Origin of the sequence: Streptomyces cinereoruber (genome assembly GCF_009299385.1) — a bacterium.
GTDB lineage: Bacteria > Actinomycetota > Actinomycetes > Streptomycetales > Streptomycetaceae > Streptomyces > Streptomyces bikiniensis.
In genome coordinates, this window is record NZ_CP023693.1 from 4,333,478 (window position 1) to 4,352,653 (window position 19,176).

The 19,176-nt window shown below is 75.5% G+C and carries 16 protein-coding genes; 8 read left to right on the forward strand and 8 right to left on the reverse strand.

Annotated features, from left to right (window positions below):
* Window positions 1–2,055: a HelD family protein gene (locus tag CP977_RS19505; RefSeq protein ID WP_152370563.1), complete on the reverse strand. Its 2,055-nt coding sequence runs from the start codon at window positions 2,053–2,055 to the stop codon at window positions 1–3.
* Window positions 2,056–2,309: 254 nt separating this feature from the next.
* Between CP977_RS19505 and CP977_RS19510 the strand changes: the two genes are divergently transcribed.
* The gene (locus tag CP977_RS19510; RefSeq protein ID WP_030222743.1) at window positions 2,310–2,498 is read left to right on the forward strand and encodes a hypothetical protein; all 189 of its coding nucleotides are present in this window, start codon (window positions 2,310–2,312) and stop codon (window positions 2,496–2,498) included.
* 143 nt (window positions 2,499–2,641) lie between these two features.
* On the forward strand, window positions 2,642–2,983 hold the full coding sequence (locus tag CP977_RS19515; protein ID WP_062753141.1) for a hypothetical protein: 342 nt from the start codon (window positions 2,642–2,644) through the stop codon (window positions 2,981–2,983).
* Between the two features lie 8 nt (window positions 2,984–2,991).
* Here CP977_RS19515 and CP977_RS19520 read toward each other — a convergent pair whose 3' ends face one another.
* A complete protein-coding gene (locus tag CP977_RS19520; protein WP_062753139.1) occupies window positions 2,992–4,632 on the reverse strand; it encodes a DNA repair helicase XPB in 1,641 nt (546 codons plus the stop codon).
* Between the two features lie 128 nt (window positions 4,633–4,760).
* On the opposite strand from CP977_RS19520, the gene CP977_RS19525 reads away from it, so the two are divergent.
* On the forward strand, window positions 4,761–5,339 hold the full coding sequence (locus CP977_RS19525) for a Uma2 family endonuclease (RefSeq protein WP_062753137.1): 579 nt from the start codon (window positions 4,761–4,763) through the stop codon (window positions 5,337–5,339).
* A gap of 18 nt (window positions 5,340–5,357) precedes the next feature.
* Here CP977_RS19525 and CP977_RS19530 read toward each other — a convergent pair whose 3' ends face one another.
* Window positions 5,358–7,913: a helicase C-terminal domain-containing protein gene (locus tag CP977_RS19530; RefSeq protein ID WP_152370564.1), complete on the reverse strand. Its 2,556-nt coding sequence runs from the start codon at window positions 7,911–7,913 to the stop codon at window positions 5,358–5,360.
* A gap of 72 nt (window positions 7,914–7,985) precedes the next feature.
* Between CP977_RS19530 and CP977_RS19535 the strand changes: the two genes are divergently transcribed.
* Together CP977_RS19535 and CP977_RS19540 are read left to right on the forward strand one after the other, a co-directional pair.
* Window positions 7,986–8,990, forward strand: coding sequence for a hypothetical protein (locus tag CP977_RS19535; RefSeq protein WP_152370565.1), 1,005 nt, complete (start codon window positions 7,986–7,988; stop codon window positions 8,988–8,990).
* Window positions 8,991–9,198: 208 nt separating this feature from the next.
* A complete protein-coding gene (locus tag CP977_RS19540) occupies window positions 9,199–9,837 on the forward strand; it encodes an HAD family hydrolase (protein WP_152370566.1) in 639 nt (212 codons plus the stop codon).
* On the opposite strand, the gene CP977_RS19545 is transcribed toward CP977_RS19540, so the two are convergent.
* Window positions 9,825–10,103 carry a hypothetical protein gene (locus tag CP977_RS19545; RefSeq protein WP_062753127.1) on the reverse strand — a complete coding sequence of 93 codons (279 nt, stop codon included), beginning with the start codon at window positions 10,101–10,103 and terminating at the stop codon, window positions 9,825–9,827. The genes CP977_RS19540 and CP977_RS19545 overlap by 13 nt on opposite strands.
* A 135-nt stretch (window positions 10,104–10,238) precedes the next feature.
* Between CP977_RS19545 and CP977_RS35225 the strand changes: the two genes are divergently transcribed.
* Complete coding sequence (locus CP977_RS35225) at window positions 10,239–10,622, forward strand: cold-shock protein (RefSeq protein ID WP_062753125.1); 384 nt, start codon at window positions 10,239–10,241, stop codon at window positions 10,620–10,622.
* Window positions 10,623–10,628: 6 nt separating this feature from the next.
* Here CP977_RS35225 and CP977_RS19555 read toward each other — a convergent pair whose 3' ends face one another.
* The 4 genes from CP977_RS19555 to CP977_RS19570 all read right to left on the reverse strand — a co-directional run bounded on the left by CP977_RS19555 (window position 10,629) and on the right by CP977_RS19570 (window position 14,281).
* Window positions 10,629–11,480 (reverse strand): 1,4-dihydroxy-6-naphtoate synthase, encoded by an 852-nt coding sequence (locus tag CP977_RS19555; protein ID WP_062753123.1) that lies wholly within the window; start codon window positions 11,478–11,480, stop codon window positions 10,629–10,631.
* Window positions 11,477–12,229, reverse strand: a complete 753-nt coding sequence (locus CP977_RS19560) for a futalosine hydrolase (RefSeq protein WP_062753120.1) — start codon at window positions 12,227–12,229, stop codon at window positions 11,477–11,479. The genes CP977_RS19555 and CP977_RS19560 overlap by 4 nt, the downstream gene beginning before the upstream one ends.
* 7 nt (window positions 12,230–12,236) lie before the next feature.
* On the reverse strand, window positions 12,237–12,716 hold the full coding sequence (locus CP977_RS19565; protein ID WP_062753118.1) for a hypothetical protein: 480 nt from the start codon (window positions 12,714–12,716) through the stop codon (window positions 12,237–12,239).
* Between the two features lie 185 nt (window positions 12,717–12,901).
* Window positions 12,902–14,281, reverse strand: coding sequence for an MFS transporter (locus tag CP977_RS19570; protein WP_062753116.1), 1,380 nt, complete (start codon window positions 14,279–14,281; stop codon window positions 12,902–12,904).
* 598 nt (window positions 14,282–14,879) lie between these two features.
* On the opposite strand from CP977_RS19570, the gene CP977_RS19580 reads away from it, so the two are divergent.
* Both CP977_RS19580 and CP977_RS19585 read left to right on the forward strand, forming a co-directional pair.
* Window positions 14,880–15,809, forward strand: a complete 930-nt coding sequence (locus tag CP977_RS19580) for a DUF3027 domain-containing protein (RefSeq protein WP_152370567.1) — start codon at window positions 14,880–14,882, stop codon at window positions 15,807–15,809.
* A 151-nt stretch (window positions 15,810–15,960) separates the two neighbouring features.
* On the forward strand, window positions 15,961–19,152 hold the full coding sequence (locus CP977_RS19585; RefSeq protein WP_152370568.1) for a sacsin N-terminal ATP-binding-like domain-containing protein: 3,192 nt from the start codon (window positions 15,961–15,963) through the stop codon (window positions 19,150–19,152).
* Window positions 19,153–19,176: the final 24 nt, after the last annotated feature.

Genomic DNA, 19,176 nt, shown 5'->3' on the forward strand with positions numbered 1-19,176 from the left:
TCACACTGCCCCCAACTGCTCCGGCACCGGCGCGGAGTGGACGACCGTCAGCCCCGACACCGCACGCGTCAGCGCCACGTACAACCGGCGCAGACCCGTCCGCTCGTCGGGCTCGCCGTCCACGACCGCCGCCGGCTCGTCCAGGACCACGTAGTCGTACTCCAGACCCTTCGCGAGCGACGCCGGGACCAGCGTCAGCCGGGACTCGGCCGTCGTCTCCTCACCGGGCGAGAGGTACGTGAGCCCCGCCGCCGCCAACGCCTCCGCGAGCGGCGCGATCCGCGCGTCGGCGGCGATCAGGCCGATCGAGCCCTCGTGGCCCAGCGCCTCGACGCAGGCCGCGACGACGTCCGCGTCCAGGTCCTCCGCGCGACTGGACCGGACCGCGAGCGAACCGGGGTTCTCCCGCACCGACTCCACCGGCGCGAGCCCCGGTGACATGTGCGGAAGCAGCCGCGAGGCGTACGCGATGACCTCGCGCGGCACGCGGAAGCCGGCCGTCAGCTCCTCGACCACCGCCTCCGGCTTCCCCAGGTGCCCGAGCGCCTGCGCCCAGCTCCCCGTCGCCCACGGCGTCGTCCCCTGCGCCAGGTCGCCCAGGACGGTCGCCGAACCGGTCGTGCAGCGCCGCCCCACCGCCCGGTACTGCATCGGGGACAGGTCCTGCGCCTCGTCCAGGACCACGTGCCCGAGCGAGTGCGTCCGCTCCACCAGGTCCTTCGCCTCGTCCACGAGCACCGCGTCCGCCGCCGACCACTTCGCCGTCTTCACGCTCCGGGCCGGCTTGTCCCACAGCAGCAGCTTCTGCTCGTCCTCCGTCAGCACCCCCTCGGCGTGCTCGGCCAGGAAGCCGGCATCGCTCAGCAGCCGCAGCACCAGCTTCGCCGGGTCCACCGGCGGCCAGCACTCCTTCACGACCGCCTTCACCGCCGCGTTCCGCGCGACCGCGTTCTGCACCCGGTCGTCCGGCGCCTCGCCCGCCTGCTCCATCCGGACGAGCACGGCGTGCGCGATCCGCTGCGGAAGCGCCTCGCGGGCCGCCCCGTACCGGATGTCCCGGTCGAGCAGCTCCCGCACCATCTCCTCGATCTCGTACGCCGGGACCCGCCAGCGGCGCGAGCCGCGCACCACCATCAGGGACTCCTCCGGCAGCCTCACGTGCGAGCGGACCGCCCGCCGCAGCACCTCCGCCATCCGGGCGTCGCCCTTCACGACCGCCGTCGCCGCCGCGTCGGTGCCGCGCACCTCGACGTGCGCCACGAGGTCGTCCACCGTCGCCTGCTTGACCTCCAACTCGCCGAGTGCGGGCAGTACTTGCTCGATGTACTGGAGGAAGGAACGGTTCGGCCCGACGACCAGCGTCCCGGTGCGGGCCAGCCGCTCCCGGTGCGCGTAGAGCAGGTACGCGACACGGTGCAGGCCCACGGCCGTCTTGCCGGTCCCGGGCCCTCCCTGTACGCACACCGACCCCGACAGGTCGGACCGGACGATCTCGTCCTGCTCGGGCTGGATCGTCGCCACGATGTCCCGCATGGGACCCACGCGCGGCCGCTCGATCTCCGCCTGGAGCAGCCGGCTGGTGCGCTCCAGCTCCTCGGGGTCGGACAGGTGCTCGTCCTCGTACGCGGTGAGCTCGCCGCCCGTGTAGCCGAAGCGGCGCCGCAGCCCCACGTCCTGCGGGTCCTTGCGCGAGGCCCGGTAGAACGGCTGCGACACCGGGGCGCGCCAGTCGATCACCATCGGATCGCCGTCGGCGTCGTGCACGTGCCGCCGCCCGATGTAGAACCGTTGCCCCTCCTGCGTGGTGTGCAGGTAGTCGAGCCGCCCGAAGAACAGCGGCGTCCCGGCCAGGTCGGCCAGCGCCTTGATCCGGTCCTCGATCTGCCGCTCCAGGACGACCGCGTTCACCCAGTTCGCGGTGACGTCCTTGATGTCGAGCGCCTGCACGTCCTCGCGCATCGCGCGCAGGGCGGCACGGGAGGCGGCCAGATGGGCGCGCTCGCGCGCGAGCGGATCGTCGGCGGACGGCGGCTGGTCGACTTCGGGTACGGACACGGACACGGCGGAGCCTCCGGGACGGATACACGGACACGGCGAAGTGGCCGCCGGTTTCCGACCGGGCGGCGGCTCTCCACGGAGGGAGGCGGGGAAGCTGGCGAGTGTAGACCCTGGGCGGGGCGCGGTGCGAACGGATTCCGCCGGGATCCACCCCGTAGGGGACGGGGTAGACCTCACGTCGGACCCCGGCCCCGCCCCGGCTCGACCCTCAGGCCGATGTGTTCGCAATGTCCGGATTGCATCATGGAAACATGTCCGCGACGACCTTCACCCTCGTGACCACCGCCCCCCGCCTCCACCGCGTGGGCCTCGCCCTCCGCGCGATACGCGCCTTCGGCGGCGCCGCGGCCGGCGTCGTCCTCCTCGGCGACTACGGCCCGCCGGAGGCGGGGGTGAGAGACCCCCGCCCGAGGTACGCGCCCGAGCGCACGTCCACCTGAGGACGCGCCCTGCCGCGTGGCCCGCTCCGAGCAGGGGCCTGCCGAGTGCCCCTTCCGAGGTGCCCCGCTCTGAGTACGCGCCCCGCCCGGCTGAGTACCGCGACGCCTGGCGCCACCCCGGCGCCCCTTGATGTGATCGGCCCATGACGACGCCGACGACCCCCGCAGCCGACCTCCCCGCCCCCACCGACCTCCCCGGCCCCACCGCTCCCGACCCCACCGCCCCGAACACCCGCGCCCTCCGCGTCCTCGCGCTCTGCGGGTTCCTCCTCCTCGCCGGGTGCCTGGTGCTCACCGCCGTTCTCGGGCTCGTCGACGCCGTCGAGGGCGACGGCGTGGGCGGCGGCCTCCTCACGGCCGGCCTCTGGTCCCTGGCCCTCGGCGCCGCCGCGGGCACGGCCGCCCTCGCCGTGCCCCGCCGCGCGCTCGTCGCCGCCCAGTACGCCCTGGCCTTCGCGGCCCCGGTCCTCGCCGCCCTGGACTGAGCGGCGCGCTACGGCGCCAGCAGCTCGTCCGCGTCCACGATCCGGTACGCGTACCCCTGCTCCGCCAGGAACCGCTGCCGGTGCGCCGCGAAGTCCTGGTCGATGGTGTCCCGGGCGACCACCGAGTAGAAGTGCGCCTGGTGGCCGTCGGCCTTCGGCCGCAGCACCCGGCCCAGGCGCTGGGCCTCCTCCTGCCGGGAGCCGAAGGTGCCGGACACCTGGATGGCGACCGTCGCCTCGGGCAGGTCGATCGAGAAGTTCGCGACCTTCGAGACGACGAGCACGCTGATCTCGCCGGTGCGGAAGGCGTCGAAGAGCCGCTCCCGTTCCTTGTTCGAGGTCTCGCCCTTGATGACCGGCGCGTCGAGGTGCTCGCCCAGCTCGTCCAGCTGGTCGATGTACTGCCCGATGACGAGGGTCTGCTGCCCGGCGAACTTCCTCACCAGCGCCTCCGTCACCTTCCGCTTCGTCGCCGTCGTCGCGCAGAAGCGGTACTTCTCCTCCGGCTCGGCCGTCGCGTACGCGAGCCGCTCCGAGTCGGTGAGGTTCACCCGGACCTCGACGCAGTCGGCGGGCGCGATGTACCCCTGCGCCTCGATCTCCTTCCACGGCGCGTCGAACCGCTTGGGCCCGATCAGCGAGAACACGTCCGACTCGCGCCCGTCCTCGCGCACGAGGGTGGCGGTGAGGCCGAGGCGGCGGCGGGCCTGGAGGTCGGCGGTGAACTTGAAGACGGGCGCGGGCAGCAGGTGCACCTCGTCGTAGACGATGAGGCCCCAGTCGCGGGAGTCGAACAGCTCCAGGTGCGGATAGACGCCCTTCCGGCGGGTGGTGAGCACCTGGTAGGTGGCGATGGTGACGGGCCGGATCTCCTTCTTCGTCCCGCTGTACTCGCCGATCTCGTCCTCGGTGAGCGAGGTCCGCTTCACCAGCTCGTGCTTCCACTGCCGGGCGGAGACGGTGTTGGTCACCAGGATCAGGGTCGTGGCCTTCGCCTCGGCCATCGCCCCGGCGCCGACCAGCGTCTTGCCCGCGCCGCAGGGCAGCACGACGACGCCGGAACCGCCGTGCCAGAAGCCCTCCACGGCCTGCTTCTGGTACGGCCGCAGGCTCCAGCCGTCCTCGGCGAGGTCGATCCGGTGCGCCTCCCCGTCCACGTACCCGGCGAGGTCCTCGGCCGGCCAGCCCAGCTTCAGCAGGGTCTGCTTGATCTGCCCGCGCTCGGAGGGGTGCACGGCCACGGTGTCCGGGTCGATCCGCTCCCCGACCAGCGGCTGCACCTTCTTCGACCGGAGGATCTCCTCCAGGACGGGCCGGTCGGTGGTGGTGAGCACGAGCCCGTGCACGGGGTGCTTGGAGAGCGTCAGCCGCCCGTACCGGTCCATCGTCTCGGCGACGTCCACGAGCAGCGCGTGCGGCACGGGGTAGCGCGAGTACTCCACGAGCGCGTCCACGACCTGCTCGGCGTCGTGCCCGGCGGCCCGCGCGTTCCACAGCCCGAGCGGCGTCACGCGATACGTGTGGATGTGCTCCGGCGCCCGCTCCAGCTCCGCGAAGGGCGCGATGGCCCGCCGACACGCCTCGGCCAGCTCGTGGTCGACCTCCAGGAGCAGCGTCTTGTCGCTCTGGACGATCAGTGGTCCGTTCACGCGCGATCAGATCCTTCCCGGGCCGCTCCGACGACGGCCAATCCTCCAGTCTGCCTGATGCGGGGCCGATGTCGGCAGGGGCTGCCACACTGGGGGCACCGGTTTCCGCGCGAGGGAGGTGGCGAGAGATGGGCGTGGCTCACGATCCGCATTACGGGCCTTGGACGATAGAGGAGGTCCTGGCTCTGGGGGAGGACCGTGGTGAGCGTCGCGAATTGATGGGGGAAGCACTCTTGATGTCACCGGCTCCGGGATTCCTGCACCAGCGGGCCTCGTCGCGGCTGTGGAACCTGCTCGACTCCGCGGTCCAGGCGGCCGGCGCGTCCGCCGAAGTGCTCGAAGCCGTGAACGTGGTCCTTCCCGACGGACTGTTCATCCCCGACATCGTGGTGGTCGATGCCGCTGCCGCCGCCGAGAACCCGGTGACGTGCGACGCCGACGCCGTGCTCCTCGTCGTCGAGATCGTCTCCCCGTCGTCCTCCGGCCGCCGTACGGACCGGCTGCTCAAACCGCCGTACTACGCGGAGGCCGGCATCGAACACCTGTGGCGCCTGGAGCTGGAGCCCGTGCCCGCGCTCGTCGTCTCCGAGCTGCGGGACGGCCACTACGTGGAGCGGCTCGTCGCCGAGGCCGGACGCGAGACGGCCGTGGAGGCGCCGTTCCCGCTGAAGCTCGACCCCGGAGCCCTGGTGGCCCCGCGCCGTTGAGGGCGGGGCCCGGACCCGTCACACCTGGTCGTCCGCCAGTTCCGCCACCCCCGTGATCCGGTGCAGCGGATACGTGCGCATCTCGTCGGCCGTGTGGTCGTAGCCCGTCACGAAGCCGCCCTCCACGCGGACCGGGGCGATGACGCGCTGGCTCGCCGCGCCGTCCGCGTTCACGTAGCCGATCCAGACCGCCGAGCCGGTCATCGCGGCCGCCTGGACGGTCGCCAGGGTCTCCGCGGACGAGGTCCGGGGGAGCGAACCGGCCGGCGTCGGGGCCGACGGCTCCCGGCGGACCGCCGTCGCCGCCCGGTCGCCCGCCCGGATCGCCTTCACCGCCGCGTGCAGGAGGGTCGCGTCCGGGGCGGGCGGCCCCTCCGGGACGGGCACGGGGGCCGTACGCGCGGGCGTGCGGTACGCGTCGGCGCGCGTGACCAGGACGTCCCCCTCCGCCGACTCGGCCGCCGGGGCGTACCCCATCGCCCGCAGCCCGTCGAGCAGCGCCGCCGGGTCCGTCTGCGCGGCGAGCACGGTCGGCGCCAGGCGCCGCAGACCCAGCGCGGCCGAGCGCCGGTCGGCCAGGATCTCGCCGAGGACGGTGTCGTCGTCGCAGCGCACGTACGCGGACGCCGCCCCCACCCGCAGGTGCCCGTGGCGCCGGGCCACGTCGTCCACCAGGTACGCGAGCGGCTGCGGCACCGGCGTGCGGGAGTGCGCGGCGAGGAAGTCGTGCAGGTCGGACGCGGTCAGCCCGGAGTCGAGCGCCCGCCGTACGGAACCGGGCGTGAACCGGTACACCGTTGCGCCACCCTTCGACTCCACGTCCGCGAGGACCGCGAGCGCGTCCGCCAGGGGCCGCCGCAGCGGCCCGGGCGCGACCGCCGTCAGGTCGGCCTGGAGCAGCACGTGGTCGACGGCCTCCGGCAGCAGCGGCGCCAGCAGCGTCGCCGCCCGCTCGGCGGCCACCGACTCCTCGACCCCGCCGCCCTCGTCGGCCGGCGACGCGGCCTCGGCCAGCGGCAGGTTGAGCAGCGCCCGCGCCGGGGCCGACAGGGCGCCCCGGCCGGTGAGCCCGAGCAGTTCGGCCTCCGCGAGCGCCCAGCGCGCGAGCCGGGACCGCAGGTCGTCGGGGAGGGCGGGGCCGGCGCCCTCGGCACCGGAGCCCGCGGGACCGGCAGTACCCGCCCCCCGCAGCGGCCGCTCCCACCGCAGCCGTGCGAACAGCGTCTCCGGGTCGGCCGCCGCGCCCGGCGGCAGCGTCGCCAGGAGGCCGAGCACCCGGTGCCGGACCTCGGGCGCGGCCGCCCGGTCCAGGTCCGGGCCGAGCGCCGAGAGCGCGCGCCCCTTCGCGTCCTGCCCGCCGACCAGGCCCGACGTGCGGGTCGAGGCGAGCCAGGGCGTGACGAGCCGGGCCCAGCGCTCGGCGGGCGGCAGGTCCAGCCAGTCGTCGTAGGCGGGCGTCGGCGCGTACCGCTCGTCCGCCTCCCCGTCCGAGGCGAGCAGCCCCGCCCCGTGGCAGAGCTCCAGCCAGAAGGCCGCGACCTGCTCCGTCACGTCCAGGGCGGCGGCGGTCCGTCTGAGGTCCCGTACCGAGAGGCCGCCCGCCCGCAGCACCTGCGGACCCCCCTTGTCCCACGACTTCAGCAACTCCTCGACGGTCGCCAGCGCCGTGTACGCCTGCCCGGCCGCCGCGCCGTCCACCACCTGGGGACGGTGCTCGCGCAGGACGGCCACCTCCGGCGCCGCCGGCTCCGGCGCCCGGTGCGCCCGTCCGCCCCGCAGGTGCAGCGCCACCTCGCGCGGCAGCACCATCGTCCGCGCCGACACGGGGAGCAGCAGGCCCCGGTCGCGCAGCCAGCGCACGGGCGGGGCCGGGTTCGCCGTCACCTCGCCGTACGGCGGCCCCCACACGAGCCGGTCCAGGACCGCCAGCGCCTCCGGCGGCGCCCCGTCGAGGAGCGCGCCCATCCGGGCCCGGTCGGTGAAGAGCCCGGTCAGGGCCGCCACCGCCGACACCGGGTCGTGCGTCGCGGGGAGCCCGGCCGCCGCGATGATCTCCTGCACCCGGCCCGGCGACATCCCGGACGTCGCCTCGGCGACGGTCGGCCCGAGCCCGGTCGGCGAGGGGTGCTGCGGCGACGGCGAGAGCAGCTCCCGCGCGGTCCGTACGAGCCGCAGCCGGTCGTCCTCGCCCCACACGAGCGCCTGCTCGCGCAGCAGCGCCACCGCGCCCGGCAGCGCCGCCTCGATCGCCGGATCGCCCTCGTCGCCGGTGAGCAGGGCGAGGAGTACGGGGTACGGGGCCGGGTCCGGGGCGACGGCGAGCGCCTCGGCCGTCTGGAGCGCGAACCGGTCGAGCCGCTCCAGGGCCCGCACCACCGAGCCCCGCGTCCCGGCGCGGGTCGCCAGCTGCGTCAGGTCGTTCGGTACGGGGTTCAGCAGGTCCGGGCGGGCGCGCAGCAGCGCGGCGAGTCCTTCGTCGCCCCGCGCGCGGAGCGCCTCCGCGAGCGTGCGGGGCGCCGCGGCGCCAGTCCCCTCGGCCACGTGCGCCTCCCGGTCGAGCTCGCCGATCCCCATCCGGACCACGTTAACCGCTGCGCAGGCGCTAACGTCGGGCCGTACCGGGCGAACCGGCCGTGGAGGGACACCGTGGGCATCGAGAGCGACCAGTTGGTCTACGACTACCTGAGCCGGGTCGGCGATCTGGCCCAGCAGCGCCACCTGCCGGCGAGCGACCGCGCGCGGCTCGTCTCGACCCTTCGGAACGAGATCGACCGCCGGCGCGCCACCCACGGCGAGGAGACCCCCGCGGCGGTACGGGGCATCCTCGGCGCCCTGGGCACCCCGGACGAGGTCGTGGACCGCGCGGGGGCGCCGGAGGGCGCCGGGAAACCGGGGGAGACCCGGGACCCGGTGCCGCAGCCGCGCGGGGGCGACACCGGCTCCGCCGTCCGGGCGCCCCGCCCCCGTCCCGCCCCCGACAAGCCCGGAATCCCGGCTCCTCGCCCCGGCGTGTCGGCCCCGGACCGGCCGCTGTTCCACGGCGGGATGGACGGGGGCGCCTTCGACGGCCCGGAGGAACCCGACTGGTGGCGGACGGAGGACGCCGCCGACGGCATCCCCGGCTTCGTCGGCGGGGTCGAGCGCCCGGACCTCTTCCGGCCGCCCGTCCCCGAGGAGGACGAGGAGGAGGCGGAGGGCGGGGCCCCCGCCTCCGGGAAGCGCCGACTGCTCGCCCGGCTCCTGCGCCCGCGCAAGACCGCCCAGGTTTCGGAGCCGGGACCGGCCCCCGAGGTGGAGGCCCCGCCCCGCCCCCGCCTCGCCAGCCCCTTCGTGCTGCTCGCCGCCCTGCTCCTGCTCGGCGGCGCCGTCTTCGGTTCGCTCCTCGCCCTCGCCGCGGGCTGGCTCCTCGCGTACGCCTCCCGCCGGCTGACCCCCGGCGAGGTCAAGGGCGCGGTCCTGGTGATCCCGGGCCTCGCCGCCGGCTCCGGGGCGCTCTGGCTGTGGGGGCGGGTCCAGGGCCGCTGGGGCGACCCGGTGGCCCCGGGCGGGGAGGCGATGGGCGCGGCGGTCGCGGAGACGTGGCCGTGGGTCCTGCGGGGGGCGGCGATCGCGTCGGCCCTGTTCCTGCTGTGGCGCTCCCGCAAGCACTGAACCACCCGGACCCGCCCGTACGAAAACGCCCGCCCGACGCGCCTGAGCAACCTCGGCCCCGTGCCCCCGACGCGCTCGACTCCACGTCCCCGGGGCACCCGGCTCCCCGCTCCTGAGGCGTCTCGGACCCCGTGCGACCTCCGGGGCGCCGACCTCACGGCCCTGGACACCCGCCCCCGCGTCCGAACGCCTGGCCCAGAATGGGCCCATGACCTCGACCCCCGCCTCAGCCCCCGCCCCCGGACACCTCACCGTCGGATTCGACCTCGACCTGACCCTCCTCGACACCCGCCCCGGCATCAGGGCCACCTGGGAGGCGTTCGCCGCCGACACCGGTGTCGCGATCGACGCCGACCTCGTCGTGACCCGCCTCGGGCCGCCGCTGGAGCACGAGATGGCGTACTGGTTCCCGCAGGAGCGCGTCCCGGAGATGGCGGCCCGCTACCGGGCGCTCTACCCGGAGCACGCGATCGAGCCCACCGTCCCGATGCCGGGCGCCGAGGACGCGCTCCGGGCCGTCCGCGAGGCGGGCGGCCGGACGCTCGTCGTCACCGCCAAGAACGGCCCGCACGCCGAGCTGCACTTCGCGCGCCTCGGCATCGAGCCCGACGCGGTCGTCGGCGGCCTGTGGGCCGAGGGCAAGGCGGAGGCCCTGCGCGCCCACGGCGCCCGTGTGTACGTGGGCGACCACACCGGTGACGTCCGGGGCGCCGCCGCGGCGAACGCCCTCTCGGTGGCCGTGGCGACCGGCCCCTGCCCCGCCGAGGAGCTGCGGGAGGCCGGCGCGGACGTGGTCCTGACGGACCTGACGGACTTCCGTGCCTGGTGGGAGGGCTACCTGGCCTGAGCGGACGCGCCCGCGCCCGCCTTGGCCTGGCGCCGCTGGGCCGCGATCGAGCGCATCACACCGGCGCCGGCGACGAGGAACCCGACCCCCATCAGCATGGAGACGGTGTACGCGACGGTGGGGAACGGGTCCGTCCCGAGGAACAGCGGAGCCACGGTGACCAGCGTCGCGACCGCGCCGATCACGAACACGATGCCACCGGCCTTGACGAGGCCGTCACCCGGGGCACTGTCGTCCACCGGCACGGCGGGGGTTTCATCACGCATTCGGCCAGGGTAGTTCCCAGGCCGTAGGAACACATCGGCGACGTCTTGTCACCGGCCCCCGGACCATTAGCCTTGGTGCCGGCGGGTCGGTCGACCCGCTGTTTGCCATCCCCATCGACGAGGACGAGGACGGACGTGCCTACCGGCAAGGTGAAATGGTTCAACAGCGAGAAGGGCTTCGGCTTCCTCTCCCGTGACGACGGCGGCGACGTCTTCGTCCACTCGTCGGTGCTCCCCGCCGGAGTCGAGGCGCTGAAGCCGGGCCAGCGGGTGGAGTTCGGCGTCGTCGCCGGCCAGCGCGGCGACCAGGCGCTGTCCGTCACGATCCTCGACCCCACCCCGTCCGTCGCCGCGGCCCAGCGCCGCAAGCCGGACGAACTCGCGTCCATCGTGCAGGACCTGACGACGCTCCTGGAGAACATCACGCCGATGCTGGAGCGCGGCCGCTACCCGGAGAAGGCGGCGGGCAAGAAGATCGCCGGCCTGCTGCGGGCGGTCGCGGACCAGCTCGACGTCTGACCCGTTTTACGGGAAGGCGAGCGCGTCCGGGCCGAGGGGCGGTACGAGTCCCTCGGCCGCGGCGCGCGTGAGCAGCCCGCGGACCGCCGCGTAGCCGTGCTCGCCGAGGTCGGCCGTGAACTCGTTCACGTACAGGCCGATGTGCTGGTCCGCCACCTTCGGGTCCATCTCCTGCGCGTGCTCCATGACGTACGGCCGGGAGGCGTCCGGGTCGTCCCAGGCCATCCGCACGGACGTACGGGCCGACTCGGCGAGCCGCCGGAGGGTGTCCGCGCCGAGCGAGCGGCGGGCGACGATCGCGCCGAGCGGGATCGGCAGTCCGGTCGTCGTCTCCCAGTGCTCGCCCATGTCGGCGAGCCGGTGCAGCCCGTACTCCTGGTACGTGAAGCGGGCCTCGTGGATGACGAGCCCCGCGTCGACCTTGCCGTCGCGGACGGCGGGCATGATCTCGTGGAACGGCATCACGACCACCTCGCCGACCCCGCCGGGCACGGCCTCGGCCGCCCACAGCCGGAAGAGCAGGTACGCGGTCGAGCGCTCGCTCGGTACGGCGACGGTCCTCCCGGCCAGGTCGGCGCCGGTCCCGGCGTGCCGGGTCAGGACGAGCGGACCGCAGCCCCGGCCCAGGGCGCCGCCGCAGGGCAGCAGGGCGTACTCGTCGAGGATCCAGGGCAGCACGGCGTACGACACCTTGAGGACGTCGTGCGCGTCGGTGCCGCTCTCGGCCCAGCCGTTGGTGACGTCGATGTCGGCGAAGGTCACGTCGAGCCGGGGGGCGTCCGGGACGCGCCCGTGGGCCCAGGCGTCGAAGACGAAGGTGTCGTTCGGACAGGGCGAGTAGGCGATCTTCAGTTTCACGGCGCCTCCACGAAGACGGTTCGGCCGAGGAGCCGGACGGCCCGCCGGAGCGCGTCCAGGGCGTCCCCGATGCGCCAGGCGGCGCGGTCGCGGGGGCCGACGGCGTTCGACACGGCCCGGAGTTCGACGACGGGCACGCCGTACGCGGCGGCGGCCTCGGCGACGCCGAAGCCCTCCATCGCCTCGGCGGCGGCCCCGGGGTGCCGCTCCGCCAGCTCGGCGGCGCGGCGGGCGGTGCCGGTGACGGTGGAGACGGTGAGGACGGGCGCGACGGCGCACGGCAGGCCCTCGGCGGCCAGGGCGGCGGCGATCCGGCCGGTCAGCTCCCCGGGCACGGGGTGGACGGAGCGGCCGAAGCCGAGCGCGTCGACGGCGAGGTACCCGTCGGGGGTCTCCGCCCCGAGGTCGGCGGCGACGATCGCGGACGAGACGACGAGGGACCCGAGGGGGGCGGTCGGCCGGAACCCGCCGGCGATCCCGGCGGAGACGAGCAGGTCGTAGGGACGCTCCCCGGAGGCCCCGCCCGTCAGCGCGGCGTACGCCAGGGCCGTTCCCGTCGCGGCGGCGACGGCCGCGGGGCCGACCCCGCCGACGAGGACGTCGACGCGCGCGCGGTCCCCGTCCGCGTGGCGGCGCAGGGCGAGCCCCCCGGGCAGCGGGACGTGCTCCGGGGCGGCGGTCGTGAGGCCGGCGGTGACGGAGTCCGCCTCCGCCGCCACGGCCGTCACGATCAGGATCCGGTGGACCACCGGCGGATCAGGATTCCTTCTTCAGCTGGAAGTGCCAGACGCCGGTCAGCTTCTTGCCGGTGTTCTCGACGATGGTGACCTGGGTCTGGTCCACGGTCTCGCCGGGCTGGGCGGAGAAGAAGGCGCCGGCCGAAATGGTCCGGTAGGTCTTCTTGTACGGCTCGGCCTCGGCCTGCTCGCCGCCGAGGAAGATCGTCCAGCCGTTGTCGGCGACCTCGGGGTCCACGCCGAAGCGGATCCGGTCGTCGGCCGCGACGGTGATGGTCTTCTCGGCCTTCTTGTTCAGGCACTCCTGGACCTGCGACTCCTTGATGGCGTCGCCGTCGTTGTAGCAGGCGGCCTCGGAGTGGACCGACTCGGTTCCGACCGTCAGGGTCGCGACCGGGGTCGGCTTGTCGCAGGCGGAGAGGACGAGGAGCCCGGCGGAGACGGCCCCGAGGGCGACGGCGGTCCGGCGGCGCGAGCCGGAGAAGAGCGCAACGGTCATGAGCCGAAGGCTATCGGGCCGTCGCTTCCGCGCCACGCGGGGGTACGGCGTGCCGCCCCGGCGTACGAGAAGGGCTGGGCCATCCGTACGGGAAGGCGGGGCCGTCCGTACGGGAAGGGCGGGGCCGTCCGTACGCCGGGAGGCCCCTTTCGCGCCGCCCCGCACCGCCCCGTACCCCTCGCCCGTCACGCCACCCGCGTCTTCGAGCGGTTCTTCGGGCCCTGGCGGCGGCGGGCGGCCGCGAGGAGGCCGCGGACGGCCAGGAGGGCGCCCAGGGCGAGGATCGCGGCGGCGACGGACATGCCGAGGGTGCCGTTCAGGGGGAGCGCGATGCCGATCGCGCCGCCCACCACCCACGCCATCTGCAGGGCGGTCTCGGAGCGCGCGAACGCCGAGGTCCGCACCACCTCCGGCACGTCCCGCTGGATCAGCGCGTCCAGGGACAGCTTCGACAGGGCCTGGGTGAGGCCCGCGACCGCGCCGAGGACGGCGACCATCACGCCGCCGAAGAAGATCGCCGTGCAGATCGCGGTCCCGAGCACGATGCTGATCATCGTGGCGATGATCACCTCGGGGCCGTGGCCCCGGTCCCGTAGCAGCGAGCCGACCGCCGTCCCGCAGGCGTTGCCGACGCCCGCCGCCACGCCCACGATGCCGAGGGAGACGGCGGCGCTCTGCCCGGAGAGCGGGTGCTCGCGCAGCAGGAACGCCAGGAAGAAGATCAGGAAGCCGGACAGCATGCGCTGGGCCGCGTTGGCCGCCAGACCGTGCAGGACGGCCGGGCCGACCGTCCGCAGGCTCGGCTTCTTCTCGCCGTGGGTGAGCAGGTGCGCCCGCCGCTCGCCCTTCGCGGAGTCCACCTTGGGCGGCATCCGCAGCGCCCAGAACACGCCGAGCAGGAACAGCGCGCACGCTCCGTACAGCGGCCAGCCGGGGCCGATCATCTGGAGGCCCGCGCCGACGGGCGCGGCGATCCCGGTGGCGAGCAGCCCGGCCAGGGTGACTCTGGAGTTCGCCTTCACGAGCGAGAAGTCCGGTGGGAGCAGTCGGGGCACGACCGCGCTGCGGACCACCCCGTACGCCTTGGAGGCCACGAGCACGCCGAGCGCGGCCGGGTACAGCTCGATGCCGCCGGTCGCGACGGCCCCGGACATCATGATCGCCAGGACCGCGCGGGTCCCCATCGCGCCCGCCATCGCCGCGCGCCGGCCGTGCGGGATGCGGTCCAGGAGCGGGCCGATCACGGGGGCGAGGAGGGTGAACGGGGCCATGGTGATGGCGAGGTAGAGCGCGACGCGGCCGCGGGCCTCGTCGGTCGGCACGGAGAAGAAGACGGTGGAGGCGAGGGCGACGGTGATCATGACGTCCCCGGCGCCGTTCACGGCGTGCAGCTCGATCAGCTTGCCGAGCCCCGACTCGCCCGCGCCGTGCGCGTGCGTGGCCTTCCGGATGCCCTTCGCGGTGCCGGTGAACGGCAGGTGCAGGGCACGCCCGACCGCCCGGCCCGCTCTCCGGAGCGGCCCGGCGTGATCCTCGGATCGTGCGGGGGACCGTGCGGCTGCCACCCCGTCATAGTGCCCCAAGGTCGGGGGACGAATCGTGACGTGACGCGGGAGACACCCGACCCGCCGGACGCGCCCGCGGCCCGGCGAACGAGCCGGGACCGCACCGGGCCCCGCCCCGGACCCGGCACACACTCCGGGCGTGTCGCCCCCGCCCCGGGACGGGACGCGCGCCGTACGCGGGCGGACGGCTGCCGGGCCCCTGGAGCGGTACGGCTCGGCCGGGGGCGTGCCGCTCCGGGGCCGTACCGTTCCACCCGAAGCCGTACCGCCCCACCGCAGGCGCGCCGCGGACGGGGCCCCTCCCGGGGCGGGCGGAGGGCCTTCCCGGGGCGGGGCGGCGGGCCTCTTGGGGCGGGCAGGTGGGCGGAGGCTCGCGAACGGGGTAGCGTGCGTAACGCGTCACCGGCGGAAGCTCTCGGCCGCGCGCCTCTTCGGCATCCCGCAGAATGGATGGCGTTAGGTGTGCCCGAGACGCGCGAGACACGTCGGGCGCGGACGTCGATGCGGCCCCCCGGTCCGCTCCGCCCGCCGCCCGTTGCTTCGCTCCCGCCTCCCGGCCGGCGCACCTGTGAGACGGCGTAGGAGAGAAGCGATACCTGTGAGTGCTGCGACGACGCGAAGCGGTACCCCGCGTGCCCCGCGAGCCACGCGTACCCCCGACCGCCTGTGCGCCGAGGCGGTGGAACTCGCCCGGGAGGCCGCCGAGGAGGCGGCCGCGCCGGGGATCGTGGGCGCCCACGTGGAGGTCGTCGCGGAGGGCGACCGCGTCGTCACCCACTTCTTCGAGTGCAAGGAGCCCGGCTACCGGGGCTGGCGCTGGGCGGTGACCGTCGCGCGCGCCTCCCGCGCCAAGAACGTCACGCTTGACGAAACCGTCCTGCTGCCCGGCCCCGACTCCCTCCTCGCCCCCGAGTGGGTGCCGTGGAGCGAGCGGCTGCGCCCCGGCGACATGGGCCCGGGCGACCTGCTGCCGACCGAGCAGGACGACCCGCGCCTGGAGCCCGGCTACACCGGCGAGGAGGCGCCGCCGCCGAACTCGGCGGTCTCGGAGGAGCTGTCGGACCACCTCGACGCCGAGGACGCCGAGATCGTGACCCGTACCCCCGTGCGGGGGACGATCGCCGCGGTCGCCGAGGAACTCGGCATGCGCCGTGCCCGGGTCCTGTCCCGCTATGGCCTGCACACGGCCGCGGACCGCTGGGACGAGGCCTTCGGTGCCAAGACCCCGATGGCGCAGGCGGCCCCGGCGACCTGTGAGTCCTGCGCCTTCCTGATGCCGCTCGCCGGCTCCCTGAAGCAGGCGTTCGGCGTCTGCGCCAACGAGTTCTCCCCGGCGGACGGCCGGGTCGTCTCCCTGGCGTACGGCTGCGGGGGCCACTCGGAGGCCGCCGTCATGCCGAAGCCGCCGCGTCCCGCGCCCCCGGTCCACGACTCGACGGCCGTCGACGCCTTCCCCCTGCGCCCCGCCAGGGACTCCGGCTCCACGACGGAACCGGACGAGGTCCTGGAGGACCTGGGCCACTCGTAGGCGGACTCGCGGCGGACCCGGGCCGCTCCCGCGGGGGCGGCTCCCTCCGCCGGGAAGGGCGTGCCCCGCGGCGCGGTACCTTCGGGCCCCGGGCCCTCGGGCCCGGGGAGCGGCACCGTACCGGTCCCGCCCCGAATCACCGCCCCGCAGAGTGGAGTCAGACGTGAGCGTCAGCGTCCGGACGACGGCCGACGGAACCGACCCCTTCGGCACCGCGCGGCTGCGCCGCGGAGTCCTCGACGCCTGGGGGGCCTCGCCCGCCCGGTTCCGCGAGGACGCCAACGCCGAGGAGGACCTCGCCCTCGGCGGCTACCGCGACCGGCTGGTCGTCGAGCTGGCCCAGAACGCCGCCGACGCCGCCCGCCGCGCCGGCGTCACCGGCCGCCTCCGCCTCACCCTGCACCCGGCGGACCGCGAGGGCCCGGCCGTCCTCGCCGCCGCCAACACCGGCGCCCCGCTGGACGCCACGGGCGTCGAGTCGCTGTCCACCCTCCGCGCCTCCGCCAAGCGCGAGCAGGGCGGCGAGGGGGACACGGGGGCCGTGGGCCGCTTCGGCGTCGGCTTCGCCGCCGTCCTCGCCGTGACCGACGAGCCCGCCCTCCTCGGCCGCCACGGCGGCGTCCGCTGGTCCCTCGTCGAGGCCCGCGAACTGGCCGCCGACGCCGCCCGGTACAGCCCCGGCCTCGGCGACGAGCTGCGCCGCCGCGACGGCCACGTGCCGCTGCTGCGCCTGCCGCTGCCCGCCGAGGGCACCGCGCCCGACGGGTACGACACCGTCGTGGTCCTGCCGCTGCGCGACGCGGCCGCCCACGACCTCACCGAGCGGCTGCTCTCCTCGATCGACGACGCCCTGCTGCTCACTCTTCCGGGTCTGTCCGAGGTCGTCGTGGAGACACCCGAAGGTGTACGAACGCTCCGCCGCTCCGAGGCCGACGGCTACGTCCGCATCGAGGACTCCGCGAGCACGGCCGCCGCCGGCCCCACCCGCGGCTCCGCGGACGGCGCACACCGCTGGCGGACCGTCAGCCACGGCGGCCCGCTCGACCCCGAGCTCCTCAGGGACCGCCCGGTCGAGGAGCGCCTGCGCCCCCACTGGTCGGTCACCTGGGCCGTACCCGTGGACGACGAGGGGGCCCCGCGCTACCCGCAGACCACCCCCGTCGTGCACGCCCCGACCCCTACGGACGAGCCCCTGGGCATCCCCGCCCTCCTCATCGCCTCCCTGCCGCTCGACACCGCCCGCCGCCACCCGGCGCCCGGGCCGCTCACCGACTTCCTGGTGCAGCGGGCGGCCGACGCGTACGCCGAACTCCTCGCGGACTGGCGGCCGGTGACGACCGCCGCGCTCGACCTCGTGCCCGGCCCGTTCGGCAAGGGCCCGCTCGACGGGGCGCTGCGCGAGGCGATCCTCGACCGGCTGCCGCGCGTCGGGTTCCTGGCGCCCGCCGTCCCGACCGAGGAGCTGCCCGCGCTCCGCCCGATCGAGGCGGAGGTCGTGGAGGGCGCGGGCGCGGACACCGTGAACGTGCTCGCGGAGGTTTTCCCGACGCTCCTCCCGGCCGGTCTGGAGCGCCGCCCGGAGCTGCGCACGCTCGGCGTCGGCCGGGTGCCGCTGACCGAGGCGATCGACCGCCTGGCCGGGGTGGACCGGCCCGCCGGCTGGTGGTGGCGCCTGTACGACTCCCTCGCGGGCGTCGACCCGGACCGGCTCACCGGCCTGCCGGTGCCGCTGGCGGAGGAGGCCGACGGCCCCCGGTCCCGCACGGCGATCGGCCCCCGCCAGGTCCTGCTGCCGCAGGAGGGCACCCCGCCCGAGCTGGCCCGGCTCGGCCTGAAGGTGGCGCACCCGGACGCGGCCCACCCGCTCCTGGAGAAGCTGGGCGCCCTGCCCGCCACCCCCCGCGCGATCCTGACGACCCATCAGGTGCGGCTCGCGGTCGCGGCCTCCCTCGACGTGGGCGAGATCTGGGACGAGGACGTCGACGCCCTCGACGCGGAGGAGCTGGCCGAGACCGTCCTCACCCTGGTCAGGGACGCGGACCTCGCCCCGGGCGAGGAGCCGTGGCTGGGCGCGCTCGCCCTCCCCGACGAGGACGGCGAACTCGCCCCGGCCAGCGAACTCGTCCTGCCCGGCTCGCCCTTCGCCGCCGTCGTCCGCGAGGACGAGATCGCCTTCGTGGACGCGGACCTGGCCGCCCGCTGGGGCGAGCAGCCCCTCACCGCGTGCGGGGTGCTCGCCACCTTCGCCCTGGTCCGTACGAGCGACCTCGTCCTCGACCCGGACGAGATCGAGCCCCGCGAGGGCGACTACCCGGAGCCGGACGACGCCGGGCTCCTCGACGCGGTCGACGTGTGGTGCGAGGACGTCCTCGACCGGCTCCCGGAGACCCCGGTGCCGCCGGTGGCGACGGAGATCGTCGCCGTACGGGACCTGGACCTGGTCGACGACGACGCCTGGCCGCAGGCGCTCGCCCTGCTCGCCGCACCGCCCCTGAGGGACGCCCTGATCGATCCCGTACGGGTCCTCCTGCCGGACGGCACGACGGAGACCGTCCGCTCGTACACGGCCTGGTGGCTCCGGGACCACCCCGTACTGGACGGGCGCCGCCCGGCCGGACTGCGCGCGGCCGGCACCGACCCCCTCCTGATGGGCCTGTACGACTCCGCCGACGCGACCGGCTTCGAGGACGAGCAGGTCCTGCGGGCCCTCGGCGTCCGCACCTCGGTCCCCGCGCTCCTGGACGAGCCGGGCGGCGCGGCCGAGCTCCTGACCCGCCTGGCGGACCCGGACCGCACGGTGTCGGCCCCGCAGCTGCACGCCCTCTACACGGCCCTCGCGGACCTGGACCCGGAGCAGGTGACCCTCCCGGACGAGCTGCGGGCGGTCGTGGACGGGGTCGTGACCGTGGTCGACGCGGCGGACGCGGTGGTGGCGGACGCCCCGGACCTCCTGCCCCTGACGGCCGGGCTCCCGCTCCTCCCGGTCTCCCCGTCCCGCGCGGTGGACCTGGCCGACCTGTTCCAGGTGCGCCGCCTGAGCGAGACGGTGGAGGCGGAGGTCACGACGACCGGCGAGGAGCACGGCGTCCCGGACGCGGTCACGGCCCTCCTCGGCCCCGCCACCCCCGGCTTCTACGTCGAGCACGAGGAGCTCCGCGCGGGCGGCGTCGAACTCGACTGGCGTCGCACCCCCGACGGCACCGTCCACGCCGCCACCCTCGAAGGCGTCGCCGCCGGCCTCGCCTGGGCCGCCGGCCAGTGGCCCCGCCGCTTCGAGGTCGCGGCCCTCCTGGAGGACCCGACCCGCACGGAGGAACTGTCGCGGGACCGGTGGTTCGACTAGGGGCTGTCCGGCGGACCGTGGCCG

Bases quoted from the DNA above. Each gene is read 5' to 3' on its own strand.
- CP977_RS19510 (WP_030222743.1), top strand. From the start codon at position 2,310: ATGTCCGCGACGACCTTCACCCTCGTGACCACCGCCCCCCGCCTCCAC.
- CP977_RS19515 (WP_062753141.1), top strand. From the start codon at position 2,642: ATGACGACGCCGACGACCCCCGCAGCCGACCTCCCCGCCCCCACCGAC.
- CP977_RS19525 (WP_062753137.1), top strand. From the start codon at position 4,761: ATGGGCGTGGCTCACGATCCGCATTACGGGCCTTGGACGATAGAGGAG.
- CP977_RS19530 (WP_152370564.1), bottom strand. From the start codon at position 7,913: ATGGGGATCGGCGAGCTCGACCGGGAGGCGCACGTGGCCGAGGGGACT.
- CP977_RS19540 (WP_152370566.1), top strand. From the start codon at position 9,199: ATGACCTCGACCCCCGCCTCAGCCCCCGCCCCCGGACACCTCACCGTC.
- CP977_RS19545 (WP_062753127.1), bottom strand. From the start codon at position 10,103: ATGCGTGATGAAACCCCCGCCGTGCCGGTGGACGACAGTGCCCCGGGT.
- CP977_RS19565 (WP_062753118.1), bottom strand. From the start codon at position 12,716: ATGACCGTTGCGCTCTTCTCCGGCTCGCGCCGCCGGACCGCCGTCGCC.